The organism is Chitinophaga hostae (assembly GCF_018224885.1).
Taxonomy (GTDB): Bacteria; Bacteroidota; Bacteroidia; order Chitinophagales; family Chitinophagaceae; genus Chitinophaga; species Chitinophaga hostae.
Window position 1 is genome coordinate 263,596 of record NZ_JAGTXB010000010.1, and the last position, 22,834, is coordinate 286,429.

Consider the following 22,834-nt stretch of genomic DNA (forward strand, 5'->3'; position numbering starts at 1 on the left):
AACTCCACTGTCTATGAAAAGCATTCTAATCAAAGCCTTATGGGGCTCCATGTTGCTTTTATTATCCCTTGTACAGGTAATTTCAGCACAAACTTCCGCTACTATTAATGGGGTTGTTCATGACAAAGGCAGTGGCAACGCAATGCCGGGAGTTACTGTCAGTGTTAAAGGAGCTTCCGCAGGTACTATTACCGGCAGCGCAGGTACCTTTTCGCTGAAAACCACGCATGCCTTTCCCCTTACCCTTGTGTTTTCCTATGTAGGGTACAAAACGGAAGAGAAAGAAATTACTTCGGCAGATGGCCGCGTGGATATAACACTCGGTACAACAGAAATCCTGGGACAGGAAGTGGTGGTAGCAGCCAGCCGCGTTCAGGAAAGCATTCTGCAATCACCGGTGTCTATCGAAAAAATCGACGCCCGCGCGTTGAAGGCCTCACCAGCCGCTTCTTTTTATGACGCCATCGGCAACCTGAAAGGAGTGGAAATGAGCACACAGAGCCTCACCTTTAAATCAGTGAATACCCGCGGCTTCAACAGCAATGGTAATACCCGCGTGCTGCAACTGAATGATGGTATGGACAACCAGGCCCCCGGTCTCAATTTCGCGGTGGGTAACATGGTGGGTATCCCTGAACTGGACCTGGACAACGTAGAGTTGATCCCGGGCGCCGCTTCTGCCCTCTATGGCCCAAACGCACTCAATGGTATCGTGCTGATGACCAGCAAAAACCCTTTCCAATACCAGGGTTTGAGCGCACAGGTAAAAACCGGCTTCCTCAACGACAATGGCCGTACTTCCGCCACCACCGGCTTCTATGATGTATCGGTACGTTATGCGCATGCCTTCAGCAACAAAGTAGCGTTCAAATTAAATGTGGGTTATCTCCAGGCGAAAGACTGGCAGGCTTACGATCATCGCGATCAGAGTCTCGCTAACGGACACACGCTGCAGGATGGTACCCGCGCCAATAATGAAGGATATAATGGCGTAAATATCTATGGAGATGAGAACACCGTGAATATGTATAATACCCTGGCAGCACAGGCAGCCACCCCCGGATCGCCGCTGGCCACCCAACTGGCAACGGTTTCGGGCATGTTCGGTGGTACAGTAACCCCGCAGCAGATTCTCAACGCCGCCATTCCCGGCGCTGGCAGCAGCAATGTTACCCGCACCGGTTATAACGAAGCAGATGTGGTAGACTATACCACCAAAAATCTGAAGTTAAATGGCGCTCTTCACTATAAAATCACCGAAAACCTGGAAGCATTGATCCAGGGCAGCTATGGCGCCGGTACCACCGTATATACCGGGGCTGACCGCTATTCCCTGAAAAACTTCAACATGGCGCAGTATAAAGTGGAACTGAAAAGCCCCGACTTCTACGTAAGACTCTATACTACCCAGGAAAGATCCGGCGACAGCTATGCCGCCGGTACGCTGGCTTCTGGTATTAACGAAGCCTGGAAGAGCAGCCAGCAATGGTATGGCGAATACTTTGGTACCTATGCAGGCGCTTCCATCACCAACTTTGCACAGGCCTATGGCGCTGCTTTACAGGGGGGCGCTAGCCCTGCAGCCGCACTGGCAGCAGCCCAGGCCGCTTTAGACGGTAAGCGCGGCACTTACAACAGCGCCGCCAGAGCTGCAGCCGACAAAGGCCGCCTACTTCCCGGCACACCTGAATTTGATGCGGCCGCCGATAAAGTAAAGAACAAGGCCATCCCCGGCGATGCCAGTGGTGTAGGCGCTAAATTCACGGATAAAACCAATCTGTACCAGGCAGAGTTTATGTACAATTTTCACAACCTGGTACACTTCGCGGAAATCCTCGTAGGTGGTAACTATCGCCGCTATGCGCTGAATTCTGAAAAGACTTTATTTGCGCTGGATGATAATGGCAAAGAGTTCCGGATCAACGAATATGGCGGTTATGTTCAGATCATGAAGAAGCTGATCAACGACCACCTCAAATTAACCGGCTCCGTGCGTTATGATAAAAACATGAACTTTAAAGGACAGTTCAGCCCACGTATATCTGCGGTGTACACCTTTTTCGAAACACAAAACATCCGCGTTTCCTATCAGACAGGTTTCCGCATTCCGCATAACCAGGATCAATATATTGACCTCGTAACGCCACAAGCGCACCTGATCGGCGGTTTGCCTTTCCTCCGGGAACGTTACGGTTTGGATAAAGGCCCGCTGTATTCTTTACAATCTGTACAGGCAGGCGCTCCCAAACAATATACTTTCAACGAATTCCTCCCCGAACGTATACAGGCCTACGAACTCGGATACAAGGCACTGGTAGCTAAAAAACTGCTGATAGATGCCTATATCTATAAAAATGATTTCAAAAACATGAATGGTATCCAGGTACTGATACAACCTACCGGCGCCACTACCAGGAATGTGTTCTCTGTGCCTGTAAGCGCACAGCAAACAGTGAAATCATGGGGATGGGCCATCGGACTGGATTACAGCTTACCGCTTAACTTCACCGCAGGTGGTAACGTATCCTATAATGAGCTGAATAACGCTAAAGACCTGGGTACTTTCCTGGCCATGTATAACACACCAAAAGTTCGTTACAGCCTGAATTTTGGTAACCGCAACATCGCTAATTCAAATTTTGCTTTCAACTTCTTATGGAAATGGCAACAATCTTTTGTGTGGCAGTCTTCCTTTGTTGGACCTAATGTGAATGTGGCCGGATTGAGCGAGATACCTGCATTTGGTACACTGGATGCCATGGTCAGCAAATTTTTCCCGAAAGCAAAAACAACTGTGAAACTGGGCGCCGTGAATTTACTGAACAAAAAATATATCCAATCATGGGGTAACCCAACTGTGGGATCACAATACTATATTTCCCTGGGATATAACCTGTAATCGTGACCAGTTAATGGTTTGATGGCCAAGTGTAACAGCAATTACCGGTCATCTGCCCAAAATACAAAAGGCCCTGCGTGGCTGTCTTCTTAATCATTTTTTAGAAGACAAATACGCAGGGCCTTTTTCTATGCTCAGATATACTTTACAGCACGTCCCACCAGGGTTTATCCGCAGCGGCAGGTTTATCTGTGCCTGTATTTCCCCGGGCCGCTGAAGCGGCGCCATTGCCATTTGTCGCGGTTGATACAGGTGTAGTTATTGTTTCGGTATTTCCGGAAATAGCCGTGTTGCTTTCTTTTTGCGGCAGCGCCTCTCCGGTCCAGATACTCCTGGCTTCCGCTTTAATGTCGGCCCGTTGTAACAAAGCTGCCAGCGTAGCTTTCAGCTTTGCTCCCAACTCGGGCTTCACCATATATACAAAGTTGGCGTAGCCTTCCATGCTGCTGATAATATTTTTGCCTTTGCCCCAGGTTTTATTGGCTAAACCGGTTTGTCCTACCTGGTGCAGCAGGGCGCGGAATTTGCGCAGCGTGGTACGGTCGAGGCTCAGTTTCTCATTCACCACAATACCGGTTACCTCACGCCTGTCGCCGCGGCGCATGATCTTCAGCTTGTCGGGGTGAATAGTAAATCCTTCCTCTTTAACAAACATTTTTACGGCCCGGAGCAGCTGACCAGCCTTGCCGGCTGCAGGTCCTTTGGCCGAGAATGTCATATCATCTGCGTATCGCGTATAGGCGTAACCGTATTTTGTGGCTAGTCCGGCGAAACGACGATCCAGCTTATAACAGATCAGGTTCGTGATAGCCGGGCTGGTAGGTGCGCCCTGAGGCAGATGACGCGCTGTTTTGGTCACGTAATATTTACGGCCGTCGAGCAGGAGCTCGTCCACCTCAGGTTCTGTACAGATCAGCGCCAGGATGGTGGCCACCTGCTCTGCGTAACCCAGTTTACAGAATAGTCCCTTTACCCGTTTGTATTCGATCGACGGGAAAAAGTCGCGAAGATCGATATTAATTACGATGTCCTGCCCGATATGCGGTGCTGCATTGGTAACGATAGACTTACCCGGTACAAAACCGTGAGCCGCTTCGTTGTTCTTTATTTTATAGAGAATATTTTCAAGGATCCAATGCTGTGCTGCTTTTAACTGCGGCATGGGGGCTGAAATAACGCGGGTGCCTCCTGATTTTTTGGGTATCTGGAAACGTTGATAATGGGTATGATGCCCTACTTTACGATTAAATGATAAGTAGCGCAATTTGCCGATGGTAATGCCCATCGCATTGGCCAGTGCAATAGCATCCGCCCACACGGGTAATCCGAATTTCTCCAGCTGGGCGGTATCAGGATTTACCTTATTCAATCCTGCCGATACGCCTTCGCCGAGATAAACGATGTGCAGATTTTTCTCAGCCGCCCATTCTGCTGCGCGTTTTACCCTTTCTTCCTCCCGGCGTTTTTTTGTTTCCGCCCTTTTCTGTTTCGCCTTTGCCATGCGTGCTTTCCGCATGTCTTCCAGCATAGCTCTTTTATTGCGGTACCGCTGTTTTTCCGCGATCAGTTCATTCAGGCTACGGCGCAACTCTCCTTCTTTACGAATGAGGGTTACTGCCGGGGTAGGCTGTCCCACACTTTTGGGCCAGAATCCCAGTCGCGTCATTTCTTCCAGTATATATTCCTCTTTAGAGGATGCACGTATTTGATCGTACAGCTGTTGACGGGTTAAAGACATGATAAATATTTTGGTATTTATTCATTTTCTTATTTGGTTATTTATCACCTGCAAACATTAATGCTGGCTGATAAATACCTAATAGCTACATTTAAAATAAGATAGTGTGAATGTGTTCGGCTGTACTGCCTTGCTGAGTGGGAGGATAACAAAATTCTGTAAAGAGGAAAGGCCTTCGTGCGAACCATTGACTAAATCAATCAACTCCAGGGAGGGGCCTACCATACGCATTATTTCAGCCCCCGGGGCTGCTACCGGAAATATGCGTATGGTAGGCCCCTCCCAAAGTAAAGATTGCATTTAGTGAAGCATGTATAGTCAAAATACCTGAATGACGAAACATCATTCGTCCCTTTTCGGGCGCAAGTGCAATCAATTCCTCTTTACAAAGATCTTTGTTATTAACGAGTCAGCAAGATAGAAAATAATTCCGGGAAATAAATTATCTCCCTGAAAAATTATTTCGCCGCTTTATGTTGCGAATGCGCGATACGCAGTGCCAGCATATGTTCGCAGGGCCCTTTGTACAACTTATTCGTTCCATAAAAATTACAATCACAATGTGCTTCGCTCAATCGCTCATCAGCATCAATAGTAATAACGGGATGGTATACACGCTGTGCTCCCTGCACATTTGCTTTTAGTTGCATACCCACACCAGGAATATCTTTAGCAGTTATTTCCTTTACTTTTTCTGCGGTCACCAATTTGTTGGCAGCTGCTTCTTCCGCGTTCGAAAAACGCAGCTCCTCCAATGGCAATGGTTCACGACTTAGCTCACGCAACCGGTAAAAGCCGGTGTGCAGGTCATAGATAACCTTGCCTGCCTGCGTATAAATACCCAATGCCCCTAATACGGTAGCTTTATCCAAACCGGTTGCACTAACAATCGTTTCCGGTTTCGCCATCCACCTGGTTTTCAGATCAGCAAATACTTTCAGCTTAGCCGTATCATCGACTTGCGCCCTCGGCGCCATGAGATCAAACTGCCCTGCCCGCGACCAATCGTTGGCCGTCCAACCGCTGAGGCCCAGCGTAAACTGCATATCTCCCAGGTCGGCCACATAGAAAGATGGCAGTCCATTCCCGGTAAGATGCACAGTAAATTTGCGGGCAATGGGGATCAGTCTTTCCAGTATCAGCATTCTTCTTCTCCCCCATATCCGGATCTCCCTGCGCTGCGGACCGGTATATAACGATCTCGCACATACGATTTCGTGGTTCCATGGCTCAAACACTGCGCGTACCGGTTTCCCCGGCTCCAGTATAAAGCGGATGGAACGGGGGCCGTTCTTTTCCTTAAAACGCCGCAGCCAGGAGCAGAAATTATATACATCCATAGGATGCAGGTCAAAAGAGGCAGCCGGTAACGTCATGGCGGAGCTTACCTGTAAAAAACCTCTCACCCAGCTATCCGGCAAATCGATCTTTACTTCATGATACAATTCTTCCTGCGAAGTTTGCACCTGGAAGCCGCCCGGATCAATTTTAAAATCTGTTTCCTTATAATCCCGGATCTTCTGGAACTCATTATACAACGCGGCCGAATAATCAATATTAGTGGTACCGCATTCAAACTCGTTCACCTCTTTAAATACATTATAATTTGCGCTTAGTTTCCCGTAAGTGGATTCATCCTGGCTGAAACATTCAAAGAACAGCTCATCCGGATGCACGCTGATCACGGGATCCAGCACAAACCAGGCATCCCGGTCCTTCTGGTATAAAAAGTCGAAATATTGCTTACGGGCTTTGTAAAACGGCGCCATCACGCGGTCTTTTTCCGCCATCACATCGTGCAGTTCTGCTCTCAGTCCTTCTATCCGCTGATCAGCTGCTTTTTCATCATAGTTGTTCATAAATTCTGCCAGCCAGATACTTTCCTGCTGCGCAGCCCATTCCTTATAAGCAGTTTTATCTTTAGGCTTAAAGCGCAGATCAGACACTACTACATCATGCAGCGCAGATATGGCTTCACGGAAAGCTATTTTTTTATGCAGCTTCCCTACAAAAAAAGTCGGGTCACGGCGGGTATCCGGTGCAAACGAAATGCCAGCTGAAGTGGCATTGCTATACACCTGGGAGTTACCGCTATATCTGTAGTTGAATAACATAAAATGGATTACTGTTTAAGATACTCTTGTCTCTGTTGGCACTAATTGTATTGGCAGGTCAACAGCATACAACTGCTGTATTTTACGCATAATATCAATGCAGCGGGCCTTATCTCCAATGGCTACAGTCGCAGAAATATGAGCAATAATATGCCCGATATAACCTGCTGCCTCCGGCGACATCAGCGCTTCCTTTTCCAGGAACCCGAAGATCCGCTCCTTGGCAACACGGGCTTTGTTCACCCGGCTGAGCACCACCCGGAAATAGGGTTCCAGTTGTTGCAGATACTCAAGATTACCTGTTGCGTAACGTTCCAGGTAATTGGTGGCAAACAGCTGCATGCCTTCGCTGGGGTGTTGGCTTAGTTTCAGCAGATAGGTGTTGCCATCTTCTTCGCGGAAAAAGCGCATCAGTAACTCCCGGCCAAAGGCCTGTATATCAGGACGTACACTATCTGCTACCGCTACCAGCGTTTCCGGTGACCAGTCGTTTTCAGCAAACTGTGTCCGGAAAAACTCCATCGCCTGATGACGGGTATCCTCCCATTTTGCATCCAGCAAACCAATAGCAGCATCGCGCTCATAGCGGATACGTTCCACATTCTTATAGAAGAATGCCCAGCACCATTCCCTCGCACTCAGCAGTTCGTGGCTGCCGGTAGCAATCACCTGTTTCAGCGACAACGCAGATGCAGGGATGTATTTGTTGAGCACCACAAGACCAAATTCCTGTGCGGATCTGTAATTGGAGTAGAGTAAACGCAGCGCGGTGGCAGTATCCACATCCTGTAAATAATCTACCAATTCGTTACTAAGCAAGGCTGCGATATCTGCATGCATACCTTCCACTGTTTCCTTGCGCATCAGGCGGGGCACCAGCTCATTAACGAGATAAACAGCAAGCCTGTTGTCCTGCTTCACCAGCTTACTGATCAGCGGACGGACTGCATTTCGTACGTCCGTGTACGTATTTAATATAATATGGAGTAACAGTTCCGGTCTTTTCAGTAATGCCTCCGTTCCCATTGCTCCCAGTACATCCACGCCTGCAGCCCTTACCGGCTGAAAAGGATTTTCCAGCAGGCTTTGCAGCAGTTCATCGGAAATTTCTGCATAGTTAAAATGGCCTTGTTTAAGCAGCAGTAACCTTGCGGCAAAGGCGTGACAGGCAGCTACCGGGCTTTTCAGCAATTCTTCAATAGCCGGTATACCCGTTTCCGTTAGTGTTTCGCGGCAGTACAATTCAATGATACTGCAACCATCGTTCAGGTTATTGTTACCCGCATCGGTGGCAGTAGTCAGCGCCAGTAAAGATTTTAGTGCCTTCGCACAAAGCACACGTGCCTTTTCTGTTGGCAAGTAACCGGCATTCAGTTGTTTACGCACAAAGTTGCGTACTTCCTGGTAGGGAGAAAAGATCAGCTGCATAAGGAAGTCCATGTCTGCAAAGCAGGTGTCCTGATTTTCACTGATCCATTGCAATCCCTGTATCCTGGCCAGCTCCAGCGGGCTCATAACCAGCACATACAGCAAACGAAGCGACGGGTTTGCGGGGTTGTACCGCTCCTTTGCCAGCTCCAGTCCGAACATGGAAGGAATGCTGAAGGGATTGGCCAGCAAACCGGCAATCACGTTTTCATCCATCTTTTCTTTCAGGCTGTTATAATCGGGATGCGCCTTTAACTGCTCCATCGCAAAAATATGTACCACTTCCATACGCGCTGATATCAACAGCTGTATGAACGCCTGGGGCAATTGCTGCCACAGGTGCAGATGCGGAACATCGCTGACCGGAGTACCCGCCGCAGTTGGTGGTTCATACTCCGGTGGTACGGCGGCAGTAGTGAGATTTTTATCGCCACCCAGCCAGCCGAATAGTTTCTTCAGCAGGGTATCCTTGTTTTTGTCTTTCGCAGCATCAGGATTTCCTCCCAGCACCGGCTTGTTCTTCGCCGCCGATTCTTCCTCTTTAAATATCCATTCTCTTTTATTGGGCAGCAGCACCAGGTTGGCAGCATTACCACGGAGTATATAATTAAGGTACACCGCGCGTGAATTGGCGGGATATTGTTTATAAATCGTTACATAACGGCCGTTTACATAGCCATAGTCGCGGGTTTGATATTCAGCGGCGGCATCCCTGCTTTCCTCATACTGCAGCAGCAGTGCGGTAGCCAGCCGAACGTACTGGGCATCCGCCGATGCACCGAACTGTTGCAGGTTACGCAGCACACGGCGGTGGAGATACCCCCTTGTTCTGTCTGAAAAAGCCAGTTTGCTGGTAGGCTTACGGAGTTCCTTATCGGCCTGGAAAGAGGTTTCCAGTTCCTTTACAAAAGATTCCGGAATATATTTATCACCATCGTAGTCGGTCAGTGTGCCGGGGTTCTTGAACATGTAAGGTTCCCGTTCAAAGCGCGCTGCAAAAGTAGCCACGGTACCTTGTTCATCGCGCAATTCAGCTTGTTTGAAAATATGCCTTATATGCTGGAAGTAAGAGGGTCTGAGTGGTAGCCGGTGAAACAGCGCCCCGATTGCCTGTCTTGCTGTTACATTTTCAAAGGATACAATGAAAAGGTCTTCCAGCAAGGGATAATTCAGTTGTTCCTGGTTAAGTATACGTTCTTCCAGTAACCTGAAAAGTTCAGGGATGGAATTATTGGCAATAGCGGTTTGAAAAACTTCGGGTAGTCGTTGCTGATAGGAAAGAATATGCGCGGCACGTTCTTCTGCCGGCAACACCAGGAGCAGGCCGTTGGCGGCAAGCATGCGGATATTGAGTGGCCAGGAGCCGTTATCGGCATAGGAACGGAGCACCGGGATAGCGGCAGCATCACCGCATTTTGCCAATGCCCAGAGAGCGGCATACCGTTGCAGGGCATCTCCTTTTTCTACCAGTTTGACCAGGTAAGGTACGGCTTCCTTTATTTTCCATTCACCGGCCTTCCAGATAACACGCGAAGTTTTCCAGTGGGTTTTATAGGTAGATTTTTCCTCTGCGGCATCCTGTAGTCGTTTTAAAACGGCACGGTGTTTAACATCTGTTACCTGGGTAGTATCTACCGGTACAAATGCCAGATCCTGGGCAGCTTCCTGTTCTCCCAGATAGCCTTTGCTTCGTTTCTCCTTTTCGAGGGCATCGAATATAGTGGTGGCGGCGGAAAGCGCTACGGGGCTTACAGTTTTGGTCCCGTCTTTCAGGGTTCCAAAGCGTTTTCCGTATCGAAAGTTAACAAGATACTGTTCCGGGCCAACTTCACAAAGGTCAATTTCATAGGTCTTATCCGAGTTTCCTTCCCGGAAAAAGAGCTTTACGTTCCTGACAATTCGCATGAGCTAACATTAAATAAAATAGTGGGCTAAGCTAATAAAAGAATTACAAAATAAAAAGCAGAAAGCTATCGTGGTGAATTTTGTCTTGCCCAGGATTAAACTGATTTTGATGATTTACAGGATTTTTTTCCTGTGATTATTATTTGATTTAAAAGATTTGGGAAGATAGAGAACGATAACCGCTTCTATCTCCCCAAATCTTTTAAAATCAAAAACAAAAAAATCCTGTAAATCATCAAAATCAGTTTAATCCTGGGCAAGACAAAATTCACCACGATAGCTTTCTGCTAAAAATAGTGACGGGCCGGATTTACTCCGGCCCGTCGAGTGTTGTAACCTTCACGGATATTTTCATGAAGTATCTTAAACGTTGAAGCGGAAGTGCATCACATCTCCGTCCGCAACCACATATTCTTTTCCTTCGATACGCAAACGGCCGTTATCACGAGCGCCTGCCTCGGAGCCATATTTCACATAGTCGTCATAGGCGATTACTTCTGCCTTGATAAATCCTTTTTCAAAATCCGTATGGATAACGCTGGCGGCCTGTGGCGCTTTCCAACCTTTGTGAATAGTCCAGGCACGTACTTCCTGCACGCCGGCAGTGAAGTAGGTAATCAGTTCCAGCAAACCGTAGGCGGAGCGGATCAGGCGGTTCAGCCCGGGCTCTGTTAAGCCGTATTCGCCGAGGAACAGTTCCTTGTCTGCCGGATCTTCCATTTCAGAGATCTGCGCTTCAATGGTGTTGTTCATCACGATAACGGTAGCATGTTCTGCCTTTACCGCTTCTCTGAGGGCTTCGGAGTATTTATTGCCAGTGTGGAGCGATGCCTCATCTACGTTTGCTACGTACAAAACGGGCTTCTCAGTGAGGAGGAACAGGTCGGCAATCGCCACACGTTCTTCTTTGCTGAGGGCCAGCTCACGGATGTTACGGCCTTTCTCCAGGTGTTCCTGGCATCTTTTCAGTATTTCAAATTCTACTTTTGCTTTCGGATCGCCACCGGTTTTCGCCATTTTCTCCGTGCGGGCTACTTTGCGCTCCACGCTGTCGAGATCTTTCAGCTGCAACTCGGTATCAATGATTTCCTTGTCGCTTACGGGGTTGATGTCTCCCTCTTCACGAAGGATATTTTCATCTTCGAAGCAGCGGATCACGTGTACGATAGCATCTACCTCGCGGATATTGGCCAGGAATTTATTTCCCAGACCTTCTCCTTTACTGGCACCTTTTACCAGGCCGGCAATATCCACGAACTCTATGGTTGTAGGCACCACGCGTTCCGGTTTTACCAGCTCTTCCAGTTTATACATGCGTTCGTCGGGCACGTCTACCTGTCCCACGTTGGGTTCTATAGTACAGAAGCGGTAGTTGCTGGCCTGCGCCTTAGCGCTGTTGCTCACCGCATTAAATAAAGTCGATTTTCCTACATTCGGCAATCCTACAATTCCAACTTGCAAAGCCATTTTTTAAAATTTGCGCAAAGATAGGTTTATTTTAGTTTATTTGTTGATTGAATAAACCAATAATCTAATGGCATTAAACTACGTATGGCTGGGATTTTTTCTTATTGCATTTGTTGTAGCAGTTTTCAAGTCGGTAGTTTTACATGACGCCTCTATTTTCGGGGAGATCATGAACGGCATGTTTTCCAGCGCCAAAACGGGTGCGGAGATCTCCCTGGGGCTGGCCGGGATCATGACCCTCTGGCTGGGGATCATGCGTATCGGTGAGGTGGCGGGTATGATCAACCGCTTTTCCAGGATGGTAAACCCTTTTTTCTCCAAACTATTTCCTGACGTACCCAAAGGCCATCCGGCCATGGGGTCGATGATGATGAACTTTTCCGCTACCATGCTGGGTTTGGACAATGCCGCCACTCCCATGGGACTTAAAGCCATGAAGGAGCTGCAGGAGATCAATCCTAAGCCCGAAGAGGCCAGCAATCCGCAGATTATGTTCCTGGTGCTGAATACGGCGGGGGTGGTACTGATCCCCACTTCTGTGATAGCCATCCGGCTGGCTGCAGGCGCGGCTAACCCGGCGGATATCTTTATCCCTACCCTCATCTCTACTTTTATGGCGTTTATTATGGGGATGTTTACGGTATCCATCTTCCAGAAAATCAACCTGTTTAAATTACCGGTATTAATTTTCCTGCTGCTCTTTGCCGGTATCATGGCGGCTTTATGGTTTTGGGTAAGCAGTTTGCCTCCGGCAGAAATAGGACCGAAAACGGCCTCCCTCGGCGGGGCAGTCATTTTTGCGATTATAATTACCTTCCTGGTAGCAGGCATGGTAAAAAAGATAAATGTATACGACGCCTTTATTGAAGGCGCTAAAGAAGGATTCCAGGTTTCCGTGAGGATTATTCCTTACCTCGTAGGTATGCTGGTGGCCATCAGTGTATTCCGCACTACAGGCTGTCTTGATTATATCACCAATGGCATTGGCCTCTTCTTTGCCTGGATAGGCGTTAACACCGATTTCGTACCTGCGTTACCGGTAGCTTTCATGAAACCACTGAGCGGTGGCGGCGCCCGGGCGCTGATGGTCGACATCCTGAAAACGCATGGCGTGGATTCCTTTGTAGGCAAGCTGGCCAGCATCATCCAGGGAACTACCGAAACCACCTTCTACGTGCTGGCAGTTTATTTTGGCTCCGTCAATATCAAATTAACCCGATACGCCCTGGCAGCAGGACTCATTGCCGATTTCTTCGGGATGCTGTGCGCGGTGTTGCTGGGGTATCTCTTTTTCCATTAGCTGTTAGCTGTTAGCTTTTAGCAGATGCAGATGCAGCGAACCAGCTTTTAGCCATTAGCTCTTAGCTTTTAGCAAATACAGCGAAGACGATATGATGTTCATCATTCGGTGCATTTGCTAAAAGCTAAGAGCTAATGGCTAAAAGCTGGTTCGCTGCATCTACTAAAAGCTAAGAGCTAATGGCTAAAAGCTGTGGTCAATTCCCATCCCACCAAACATGGTCCGTTAACTTCACGGCCGGCATATTAGCCCCATTGCGGCTTTTCTCGGTATCGGGGTATGCCAGGCGCCTGATAAACGTGGTCAACTGCGCATTTTCGGGCAGGTTAAAATTCTTGTATTTGTAATCATAGCGACGGGCATCATTCCAGGTATCCGGATGCAGGAACTGTGCAGCATATTTCTCCTTCAGGATCAGATCCAGTGTAATCGTTCCTTCTCCAACTCCCACTGCCGGATTGCGCAGATAAGCATTCCGCTTGGCCGTGTCCACGCCTACCTTGTCCATGTTGGCTGTAATGCCTAATATATAAGCACTGTAGGCACGTTTTTTATCGCCGCTTCTGAACGCAGCTTCCGCTTCTATAAACCGGCATTCTGCATTGGTGGCTATCAGCAAAGGAGCGCCGGGTTTGGAGTAGAACCCATTCACCGACAGGTAACATTCCTCCTGGTCTGTACCCGAGCCAATCCGGCCAGCGCCGTTGACCGTACCCCGGTAATCGCCAAATTTGGTGGTGTCAGTAATCAGGGGCAAGCGGGGATCAAATACCCCGTAAGTTTTCCCATTCATGGCGTCTACAAAGTGAGCGCTTAACCAGCCATCGAGCGAGTTATTGATGTTATTAACAGCCGCCTCATTCCAGGGACTAAGCGACTGGAACTGCAGCATCTGGGCATCGTCGGCATTGGTGGTGTAGGCATTGGCCACCGCAGCCAACACAGCAGCGGCATTGTAGGTAGCTTTTTTTGTGAGATGATTGAGGATACGCGCTTTCACCACGTAGGCCGTTTTGATCCAGGCTTCGTTACGGCCACCAAACAGCAGGTCCTTGGCTGCATCCAGTTCATACTTTGTATCTGTTTTTTTCATTTGCAGGATGCCGTCATCCAGCAACGCGATGCAGTAAGTGTATATACTGTCGTCGGCCGTGTAGGCCGGCTGGATTACATTGGCATTGAAAGCACTGGTATAGGGTATGCTTCCCCAGAGGTCATTCAGCATTTCAAGGTTAATGGCCATCATGATTTCACCGGCGCCCACATGACGGGCAGCGCCCTGTTTACCTGCCTGGTCAATAAGGTCATGAATGTCGGTCATGTTATCGTAGAGCAGTTTCCAGGTGGTACTGTAGTCGGTAGACTGATACGTATCTGTTGCACCATCCGAATTGGGTGATGCGAGGTATTGCACCAGGTAGGAAGTAATATTGCTAACCTGATACACATTGATGGCTGTATGATAGGTAGCAGATACCAGCAACCCGTTCAGAGGTGGCGTGGTGGCCTGGTTCGGATTGTCGTTGATATCGAACGATTTGCTGCAGGCCGAAATCAGTATCCCGGGCAAGGCGATATATAATAATATGGTGTGTAATCTTTTCATGGTGGCAGATTTTAGAAGGTAACTTGAAGAGTGGCCAGAAAACTACGTGTAGCCGGATACGTGAATCCTGCAAAAGCATCCACGTTACTGCCGGCATTAAAGGAGCTGGATTCCGGATCAAAGCCGGTGTATTTGGTATGCAACCATATATTGTTTCCCGTAAGAGTAATGCTGGCGGCTGAAATCAGGTGCGTGGCGCTGAGCAATGTTGCGGGGAGCTGGTAGGTAAAGCTTACGTTGCGTAAACGTATCCAGGAGGCATCTTCCACAAAGTTTTCTGTTACGCCACGGTATACATTCCGATAATATCCTGCGCCGTAGTTGCGGCCATCCGGACCTTTTGCCTGCTGCAGATATACTTTTTGTGTGTTGGCAGTACCATCCGCCAGCACACCGGGAAATACCACCTGGTCAAACCGGTTGGCCGTCATAGCTGATTCCCCAAAGGCCGCCAGGAAGTTGGCCAGCTGGTTGTATTTCTTTAAGCCCTGCCGGGTGTCAATTAAAACAGATAAACTAAACGGACCGTAGGTAAAGTTATTGGTGATGCTTCCTATCCATTTAGGTTGGGAGTTACCCAGGTATTTCTGACTACTGTTGATCAGCGGAAATCCGGCACTGTTACCTGTTTGGCCAATGATCATGGGTTTGCTGTAGTCGATCATGAGCGGATCTTCCTTGTCGCTGCCATAGTATCGCTGATAGCTGGTACCGAAGATAGCCCCTACGGGGTAGCCAGGTATGTACTTCATGGTGGCGGTAGAACCGGCGTAGCCGAAGTGTTCTGCCACGGCTACTTCATCGAGTCCCTGCCCCAGGCTGAGCACTTTATTGCGGTTGGATGAATAGTTGATCCGCATTTCCCAGTTGAATTTCTTTGATTTGATCAGCGTACCATTTAACGATACCTCTATTCCTTTATTCCGGATGGAACCCACATTGGTATAAAAATCCTCGTAGCCGGTAGCATTTGATAATTTTAACGGAATGAGGAGATCTGTGCTTTTGGAAGTATACCAGGCCACGTCAACGCCTAAACGGTCATTGAGGAAACGCAGCTCAGCGCCCGTTTCAAACGTATTGGTAAACTCCGGTTTCAGGTTGGGGTCGCCCAGCCGGTCGTCGCGGGTCCAGCCTATGGCGGATCCGCCAATAGGCCCGTTGATCAATGGAATATACCCCGAACCTGTATTATAGGGGGTGGCATCTTTACCAATCCGGGCCCAGGACACCCGGAGTTTTCCGTACGACAAAATGCTTTCCGGGATTTTCAGGTGTTCTGTAAAAATATACGATAAACTGGCCGAGGGATAAAAGAATGCCCGGTTGGCTTAGGGCAAGGTAGAGGTGATATCTGTTCTTCCGGTTAGGTTCAGGTATAGACATCTGTCCCAGTTGAGGGTCCAGTCGCCGAAAATACCCATCAGGAAATAGTTTTCGTTATACTGGTTGGTCAGCACCTTTTTTGCATTCTGCAGGATCAGCAGGTCGGGTATATCGAGGGTGTCTGCCTCGGTCGACACCCGTTTGAGTTTTCTTTGATAAATATCTTGTCCAACTTTGAGGTCTGAACTCAGTTTGGAGCTGATCTTATTTTTAAAATTGAGGATCAGGGTTGATGTCAGCGCTTTCCTGTTGGTTGTGTATTCGTCTACAAAACCAAACTCGTTATCAGTGCTGGGCACCTCTCCGACTGTTCCTTTGGGACCGGGAGCTGCATGCCGGATACCGCTGTTGGAATAATCTGTTCCGGCCCTGTAAAGTATTTCCAGCCACTTAAAAGGCGCGTAGCTGAAATTGATGTTCCCTATTACCCGGTTTACATTGTCTTCAAATCGATTGCTATATACCGTATAAATAGGATTGTCGGTGGCGCCATAAGTTTGCTGGGTACCATCATCTTTGATATAGTCACGCATATTCCACCGGGGCGACCAATAGATCAGCTGTTCTCCGTAGCGGTCGAAATTGGCGCGGTTACCACCCGAGTTGATATAGTTGAGAGAGATACCTATTTTGAATTTATCGCTCAGGGTAGCATTACCGCTCACCCTGGCGGAGTAGTTTTTATAGTTACTAAACGGGATGAGCCCATTCTGATTGAACTGGGATAACGATGCCGCATATACGACTTTCTCCGTTCCGCCACTGATGCCCAGGGTATTGCGAAACTGGCCGCCGGTATTATAGGCCTGTTTGTATTTATCGTACAATGCGGCCGGGTGCGTGGGGTCCAGTGTGCGGGCCTGTGCTACCGTGGGGCCCCAGGAAGGCCAGAAGCTCTGGTTATCATAAACACCGTTATTGCCCTGGCTGTAAGTGTTTTGGACATCCGGTGTTTTACTGACTTTGTCAAAACCCGCCGTACTGCTGTAAGTTACCCGCAGCCGGCCCGCTTTACCGGATTTAGTGGTGATGATTACCGCCCCATTGCCGGCGCGCAATCCGTACAATGCGGTGGCGGCGCCTCCTTTCAGAATAGACACGCTTTCGATATCATCGGGATTGAGATCGGCAGCGCCGTTGCTCATGCCCCGGGTTTCAGTGTTGGGATCGCTTGTTGAGCCGGATACAGTGCCGGTCACCACCGTTTCATTATCCAGGGCAATACCATCCACCACAAACAAGGGCTGGTTGTTCCTGCCCGGATCGAGGGAGTTGATACCCCGGATAACAATACGGGAGCCCTGCCCCGGCGCTCCTCCTCCGCTGGAAATTTGCACGCCAGCTACTTTTCCCTGCAGGGCGTTGACTACATTCGATTGTTTGGCCTGCATCAGGTCGGCGCCGCTTACATCCTGAACGGCATATCCCAGCGCGCGCTTTTCCTTTTTAATACCCAGGGCAGTTACTACTACCTGCTCCAGGTGACGGGTATCGGGCTGTAACCGGATATCCAGACTGGTACGGCCATTTAATGGCTGCTCCTGCGTCAGGTAGCCTACAAAACTAAAGACAAGGATGCTGTTGGCATCCGGTACATTAAGCCGGAAGCTGCCGTCCGGTGAGGTGGTAGTTCCGGCAGCAGCGCCTTTTATATGAACAGTAACACCTGGTAACGCATCCGGGGTGCCTGCAGTAACTACTTTACCGGTAATAAGATGATTCTGGGCGAGCAACAAAAGGGGGAAAAAAAATAAGGTGCCCACCAGCGTCATAGTGTAAAATGACTTCATGGTGATAGATTTTGGTTGATAATGCTATTACTTAAATATCGTTAAAAAAAACGAGAGCAGAAAGCGGAAAGCAGAAAGCAAAAAGCTATCGAGACGAATAATCAATGTGGATCTGAAACTCCCACATTGATTATTCGTCTCGATAGCTTTTTGCTTTCTGCTTTCCGCTTTCTGCTTTATCAAATAGCCGCTACGTTGATAATCTTATTTACATTCTTTACAAAGTCATCCGCTTCGGAAGGACTGATTAACCATTTCTGCTTATCAGATTCTATCAGCACCAGGTTTTCACGGCTGGTACACCAGCGCTGATACTTGCCAATTTCGCTAGAACGATAGGTGCCCAGGTAACCAAATACCCCTCCTATATTCAACAGCCGGGAGCTGCTGCCCAGATCCTCTTCTGTGATACTTCTCAGTCTTACCACATTCGTCATTTCGATGGATATGCTAAACAGCGGCCGCTTAATAAGTATAGCCGTGGCAGTGATAGCATAATACCGGGGGCTCAGACACCAGGCGACCACAATTACCGGCACCAGGATGAATAAAAGCATAGTGGTGCTTACGGCATCATGAGAGATATCAGTTATCTGTCGGCAGAAAAAAACCAGTGCAAGGATGATGACCAGGTTAGTGATAATCTTTGAGTTAGCATCCAGTGGGGCATCGTAACGCATATATTCCTCTCCTTTTATTCGGCCGGTAAGATAAAAAACTTTAGCTATATGCTATCATATTTCCCTGTTTTTTCTTCCATGGTTACATCCTCGTCTTTTCTTATCTGCATTTTTATATACACCAGTAACTGGGAAGCGCCGGCTTTAAAACAGACTTCCTGCGCTTTTTGCACGACTTCCATCAGCTCCTCATACGTTCCTTCCATCACCGTTTCAAACGGACATACCCTGTATTTTACCCCTGATGCCTGGATAACAGCGATGGCTTCATCCACTACCGCATAAACCTGCTCAGACGGTACAGAAGGAAGGATTTGCAGGGCTAAATTGATCTTTTTACTCATTTTTATACCTGTTTACAAATTATTGATTATTAATAAAATACAAAATTTATCTACTGCGTTAGTTTAAATAAAACGTCGTTAATTTAAGAATAAAACGCGCACTCCTGATTTAAAATGTGGTTTTATATTACAGTGATGCTTTAACAGTTAACACATACAATACTATAAATCAAGCATTTAATATCTTTATAAAAACTAAAAATACCGAAAAATGCAACAGCCTGATTTTACTTACGTATAAAAAATATTTCGCATTTAAACCCAGCCATTTTGGGGTAAAAATACGAAGACAACACCTTAGGATAACGGTGTTGTCTTCTTAAAAAGATGGCGGACGGTAATTATTTTTTAGTGGCCAGGTAGTTGAACTCATCAATTCTTTCAAAGGCAAAATTGGCTAACGAACTCAATTTATCGTTTACAGTATTGTCCCCTTCATAACGCTCAAAAATAATACGAAGGTTGGGGGTTTGTTGAATAAATTGCCTGGCTCCTTCCAGCACTTCTGTTTCCATTCCCTCCACATCCAGTTTTACCACCAGCTGACTACCTGGTGCAAATCCAAGTTGAGGTATCAGATCATCCAGTCGTTCGATCGCGATATTGCCCTCATTCGGATTATCTCGGTCAATGTAACTGGATCCGGTAACGGTGGTCATCACATTAAAGTTAACCTTCTCCTGCTTGCTGCCTAAACCACAGGGAAAGAGCTTTACTTTATCAGCCACATTGTTCAACCTTATATTATCTTCCACGGCTTTAAAATTCACCGGCTCAAAGGCTACACAGGGTACCCCCATGCCCGCCAGCCAGATATCATACTCCCCGATGCAGGCGCCAATATCAATAAAGCCGTCCAGCTTGCCAAGGTTCAGCTGTTGCTTCAGATATTTACGGATCTCTATTTCATAAGCATAGTTAATGAACTGAAAGTCGGTAGTGCCTTCCCGGATCCTGAAATGCCCCATCGCAGAGGTAGCATTCCAGCTTTGCAGAGTTGGCTTATTTAACAATACAAGTTTAAGAGAAGCCTGAAGAGATTTCCAATCGTTGTAGCGGATATATTCGCCAAAGTAAGCAAGGTACTTTTTGTATTTAGAAAGATTTCTCCAGGACGGATAATAGGCTTGATCTTTCATAACTAAGGGAGTTTGACTAAATTTACAAATAAAATAGGGAAGCTGCAATCCCCTATGGACTTAAGCTTCCCGTATTTTATGTTTTTTTTAAGCCTCGAAAAGTTGCGCTACAAATTCATTTTTAGTAACTCCCTGACAATCATTTTTTCTTCCACTTTACTTCATAAAGATCTTTACGCATATCTTTTTTTGTTTGCACACTTCCAAAGGCATGCAGCTCTTTCAGCAGCACCAGGTCTACGTCCGCAATCACTACCATTTCTGTATTCGGAGTGGATTCCGCCTTTATGCCAGTAACCGGAAAGGCAAAATCGGAAGGGGTGAACACCGAGGATTGTGCGTATTGTAAATCCATATTGTTGACCTTGGGCAGGTTTCCAATGCATCCTGCAATGGCCACGTAACATTCATTTTCAACTGCCCTTGCCTGCGCACAAAAGCGAACCCGGTTATAGGCATGTTGTGTATCCGTCATGAAAGGCACGAACAGGATCTGCATTCCCTGCTCCGCCAGGATACGGGATGGTTCCGGAAACTCTACGTCATAACAGATCTGAATACCTATTTTACCACAATCCGTGTCAAACACTTTTATCTCACTGCCGCCTTTAATACCCCAGGCGGATACTTCTCCGGGGGTGGGATGCATTTTGATATACTGTTCGTAGGTACCATCACGCCTGCAGAGATAAGAGATATTGTATAATCCCTCGCCGATCACAATGGGCATACTCCCCGAGATAATATTTACGTTGTAGGCCACCGCATGTTGCTGGAAAATTTCCCGCAGCCGGTCGGTGTATTTTGCCACTCCTCTGATAGCGCCCGCGGGGTCCATCTGGTTAAATTCCTGCATCAGCGGGGAGTTGAATAGTTCAGGGAATACCACGAAATCTGATCCGTAATCGCTCACCGCATCAATAAAATACTCCACCTGCTGAAGGAACCCATCCAGGTTGCCATAATCCCGCATCTGCCATTGCACTAACCCGATGCGGACAGTGGATTTATTATAGCGGATAGTGTCCAGGTCTTTCTCATAATAAATATTGAACCACTGCAACAAGGTAGCGAAGCCCATCGATGCCTCATCGTTCGGCAGGTAGTTCTTTAGTATTTTCTTTACCGTAAAATCATTGGAAAACTGGAAGGTCAATGTAGGATCATAAATCTCCCTGTCCTGCACCTTCTCTATGTATTCCCTCGGCGATAGTTTGTCGGCATACTTCTCATAATTGGGAATACGGCCACCTGCCACAATCCCTTCCAGGTTCAACTGCTCACAAAGACTTTTCCGCGCGTCATATAAGCGGCGGGCCAGTCTTTTACCCCTGTAGTCCGGATGTACAAACACCTCAATACCATAAAGCGTATCACCTTTAGGGTTATGGGTATTAAAAGTATAATAGCCCGTAATCTGCTCATAGGTATGACTATCGCCAAATTTATCGTAGTCTACAATAATCGCCAGCGCGCAGCCCACCACTTTATCATTCACCGTAACGGCTATCTGCCCCTCGGGAAAAAGCTTGATCAGTCTTTGAATGGTTGGCTCCCTCCAATAACTACCGGCCATATCTGCATAGGCAGATACCATAGATTCTTTCAGATCCAGGTAATCTTCCACGGTTAACGTCCTGATTTCAATTGTTTCCGACATAATGCGATTTTCTTTTTTTAAGTAAACACCGGTTCCTGAATGACTTATTCAATAATATTGAAAATTTTATTTACTTTGTGCTTTAATTTACCGACTGCAATAATTTAACCATACCCCAGGTAAACCTTACCTTATATTATTATTCAAACCGATACACTTTTTAGACCTTACTACTGTGCCTTTAATTCAAAACAGAGATATAGTCATTATAGGGCTTCAGCAATGGTATACCGCTATTGGCAGCAACTGTAAAAATATTGCGCAGGAATTTGCCCGGCATAACAGGGTGTTATATATAAATGCTCCGTTAGACCGGCGTACCATATTAAATGGGAAAAACGATCCTCATGTGCAGTATCACCTCAATACCAGGGATAAAAAAGTACCTCCTATAATACAGATAAGCGAAAACTTATGGAACTTCTATCCTTCCGTGGTGCTGGAATCTGTTAACTGGCTGCCCTTTACGCCGCTTTTCTCCTGGTTTAACAAACGAAATAACCGGAAGTTCGCCGACAGTATCAAAGAAGCGGTAGCTGAGATGGATTTTAAAGATATCATTCTCTTTAATGATAATGACATTTTCAGGGGTTACTACCTGAAAGAGTTCCTGCAACCCGAACATTATGTGTATTACAGCAGGGACTATTTGCTAGGCGTACCTTACTGGCATAAACACGGACAACTGCTTGAACCACGGCACATCGCCAAAGCAGATGTGGCGGTGGCTAATTCATTGTACCTGGCAGACATGCTTCGGCAATACAACCCTTCCAGCTTTTATGTTGGTCAGGGTTGCGACCTGCGTCTTTTCGACGCCACCGTAAAACACCCGGTTCCCCCGGATGTACCAACAGGGAGCGGACCGGTAATAGGATATGTGGGCGCGCTGAAATCGCTGCGGCTTGATATTTCTACCCTGTTGAAAATAGCCAGGGAGCGGCCGGAATGGAAGCTGGTGTTGGTGGGGCCTGAAGACGAAGATTTCCTTCAGTCTGAACTGCACCGTTTACCGAATGTTTACTTCACCGGTAAAAAGGAGGTGCCGGAGCTTCCGGCATATGTGCAGTCTTTTGATGTATGCATCAATCCCCAGATATTAAATGTGGTAACCGTAGGTAACTATCCGTTAAAGATTGATGAATACCTGGCGATGGGTAAACCGGTGGTAGCTACGGCCACCAAAACCATGGAGTTGTTCAGGGATTATGTATACCTGGCTGCTACACCGGACGATTATATTCCGTTGATAGAAAAAGCGTTGTCAGAAAATACCGATTCGTTGACGGCCAGGCGTATCCAATTTGCGGGCACCCATACCTGGGAAAATTCCGTAGCAGCTATTTACCAGGCCATCTTAACCACTCCCGGCAATTAG

General features: G+C 47.5%; 13 protein-coding genes and 1 pseudogene. 3 read left to right on the plus strand and 11 right to left on the minus strand.

The window, feature by feature from the left end; genetic code table 11:
* Positions 1–13: 13 nt before the first annotated feature.
* Complete coding sequence (locus KE626_RS20885; RefSeq protein ID WP_211974874.1) at positions 14–2,899, plus strand: TonB-dependent receptor; 2,886 nt, start codon at positions 14–16, stop codon at positions 2,897–2,899.
* A gap of 145 nt (positions 2,900–3,044) precedes the next feature.
* Here the strand turns inward: KE626_RS20885 and KE626_RS20890 are convergent, their stop codons facing one another.
* The 4 genes from KE626_RS20890 to ychF all read right to left on the minus strand — a co-directional run bounded on the left by KE626_RS20890 (position 3,045) and on the right by ychF (position 11,551).
* A complete protein-coding gene (locus tag KE626_RS20890; protein WP_211974875.1) occupies positions 3,045–4,637 on the minus strand; it encodes a reverse transcriptase family protein in 1,593 nt (530 codons plus the stop codon).
* A gap of 458 nt (positions 4,638–5,095) precedes the next feature.
* The gene (locus KE626_RS20895; protein ID WP_211974876.1) at positions 5,096–6,751 is read right to left on the minus strand and encodes an SWIM zinc finger family protein; all 1,656 of its coding nucleotides are present in this window, start codon (positions 6,749–6,751) and stop codon (positions 5,096–5,098) included.
* A gap of 15 nt (positions 6,752–6,766) precedes the next feature.
* Positions 6,767–10,084 (minus strand): HEAT repeat domain-containing protein, encoded by a 3,318-nt coding sequence (locus tag KE626_RS20900; protein ID WP_211974877.1) that lies wholly within the window; start codon positions 10,082–10,084, stop codon positions 6,767–6,769.
* Between the two features lie 363 nt (positions 10,085–10,447).
* Entirely contained in the window at positions 10,448–11,551 is a 1,104-nt protein-coding gene (gene ychF / locus KE626_RS20905; RefSeq protein ID WP_211974878.1) for a redox-regulated ATPase YchF, read from the minus strand.
* Between the two features lie 67 nt (positions 11,552–11,618).
* Between ychF and KE626_RS20910 the strand changes: the two genes are divergently transcribed.
* Positions 11,619–12,851: a nucleoside recognition domain-containing protein gene (locus tag KE626_RS20910; protein WP_211974879.1), complete on the plus strand. Its 1,233-nt coding sequence runs from the start codon at positions 11,619–11,621 to the stop codon at positions 12,849–12,851.
* 196 nt (positions 12,852–13,047) lie between these two features.
* Here the strand turns inward: KE626_RS20910 and KE626_RS20915 are convergent, their stop codons facing one another.
* The 7 genes and pseudogenes from KE626_RS20915 to KE626_RS20945 all read right to left on the minus strand — a co-directional run bounded on the left by KE626_RS20915 (position 13,048) and on the right by KE626_RS20945 (position 21,456).
* The gene (locus KE626_RS20915) at positions 13,048–14,457 is read right to left on the minus strand and encodes a SusD/RagB family nutrient-binding outer membrane lipoprotein (RefSeq protein WP_211974880.1); all 1,410 of its coding nucleotides are present in this window, start codon (positions 14,455–14,457) and stop codon (positions 13,048–13,050) included.
* Between the two features lie 11 nt (positions 14,458–14,468).
* Positions 14,469–15,764, minus strand: a pseudogene (locus KE626_RS20920) (TonB-dependent receptor domain-containing protein); the annotation flags it as partial.
* Between the two features lie 24 nt (positions 15,765–15,788).
* Positions 15,789–17,633, minus strand: coding sequence for a SusC/RagA family TonB-linked outer membrane protein (locus tag KE626_RS20925; RefSeq protein WP_211974881.1), 1,845 nt, complete (start codon positions 17,631–17,633; stop codon positions 15,789–15,791).
* 179 nt (positions 17,634–17,812) lie between these two features.
* Complete coding sequence (locus KE626_RS20930) at positions 17,813–18,313, minus strand: PH domain-containing protein (RefSeq protein ID WP_211974882.1); 501 nt, start codon at positions 18,311–18,313, stop codon at positions 17,813–17,815.
* A 44-nt stretch (positions 18,314–18,357) separates the two neighbouring features.
* Positions 18,358–18,657: a thiamine-binding protein gene (locus KE626_RS20935; RefSeq protein WP_211974883.1), complete on the minus strand. Its 300-nt coding sequence runs from the start codon at positions 18,655–18,657 to the stop codon at positions 18,358–18,360.
* Between the two features lie 341 nt (positions 18,658–18,998).
* Positions 18,999–19,796: an FkbM family methyltransferase gene (locus tag KE626_RS20940; protein ID WP_211974884.1), complete on the minus strand. Its 798-nt coding sequence runs from the start codon at positions 19,794–19,796 to the stop codon at positions 18,999–19,001.
* Positions 19,797–19,935: 139 nt separating this feature from the next.
* A complete protein-coding gene (locus KE626_RS20945) occupies positions 19,936–21,456 on the minus strand; it encodes a bifunctional GNAT family N-acetyltransferase/carbon-nitrogen hydrolase family protein (protein ID WP_211974885.1) in 1,521 nt (506 codons plus the stop codon).
* A 175-nt stretch (positions 21,457–21,631) separates the two neighbouring features.
* Between KE626_RS20945 and KE626_RS35090 the strand changes: the two genes are divergently transcribed.
* Positions 21,632–22,834, plus strand: coding sequence for a glycosyltransferase (locus tag KE626_RS35090; protein WP_211974886.1), 1,203 nt, complete (start codon positions 21,632–21,634; stop codon positions 22,832–22,834).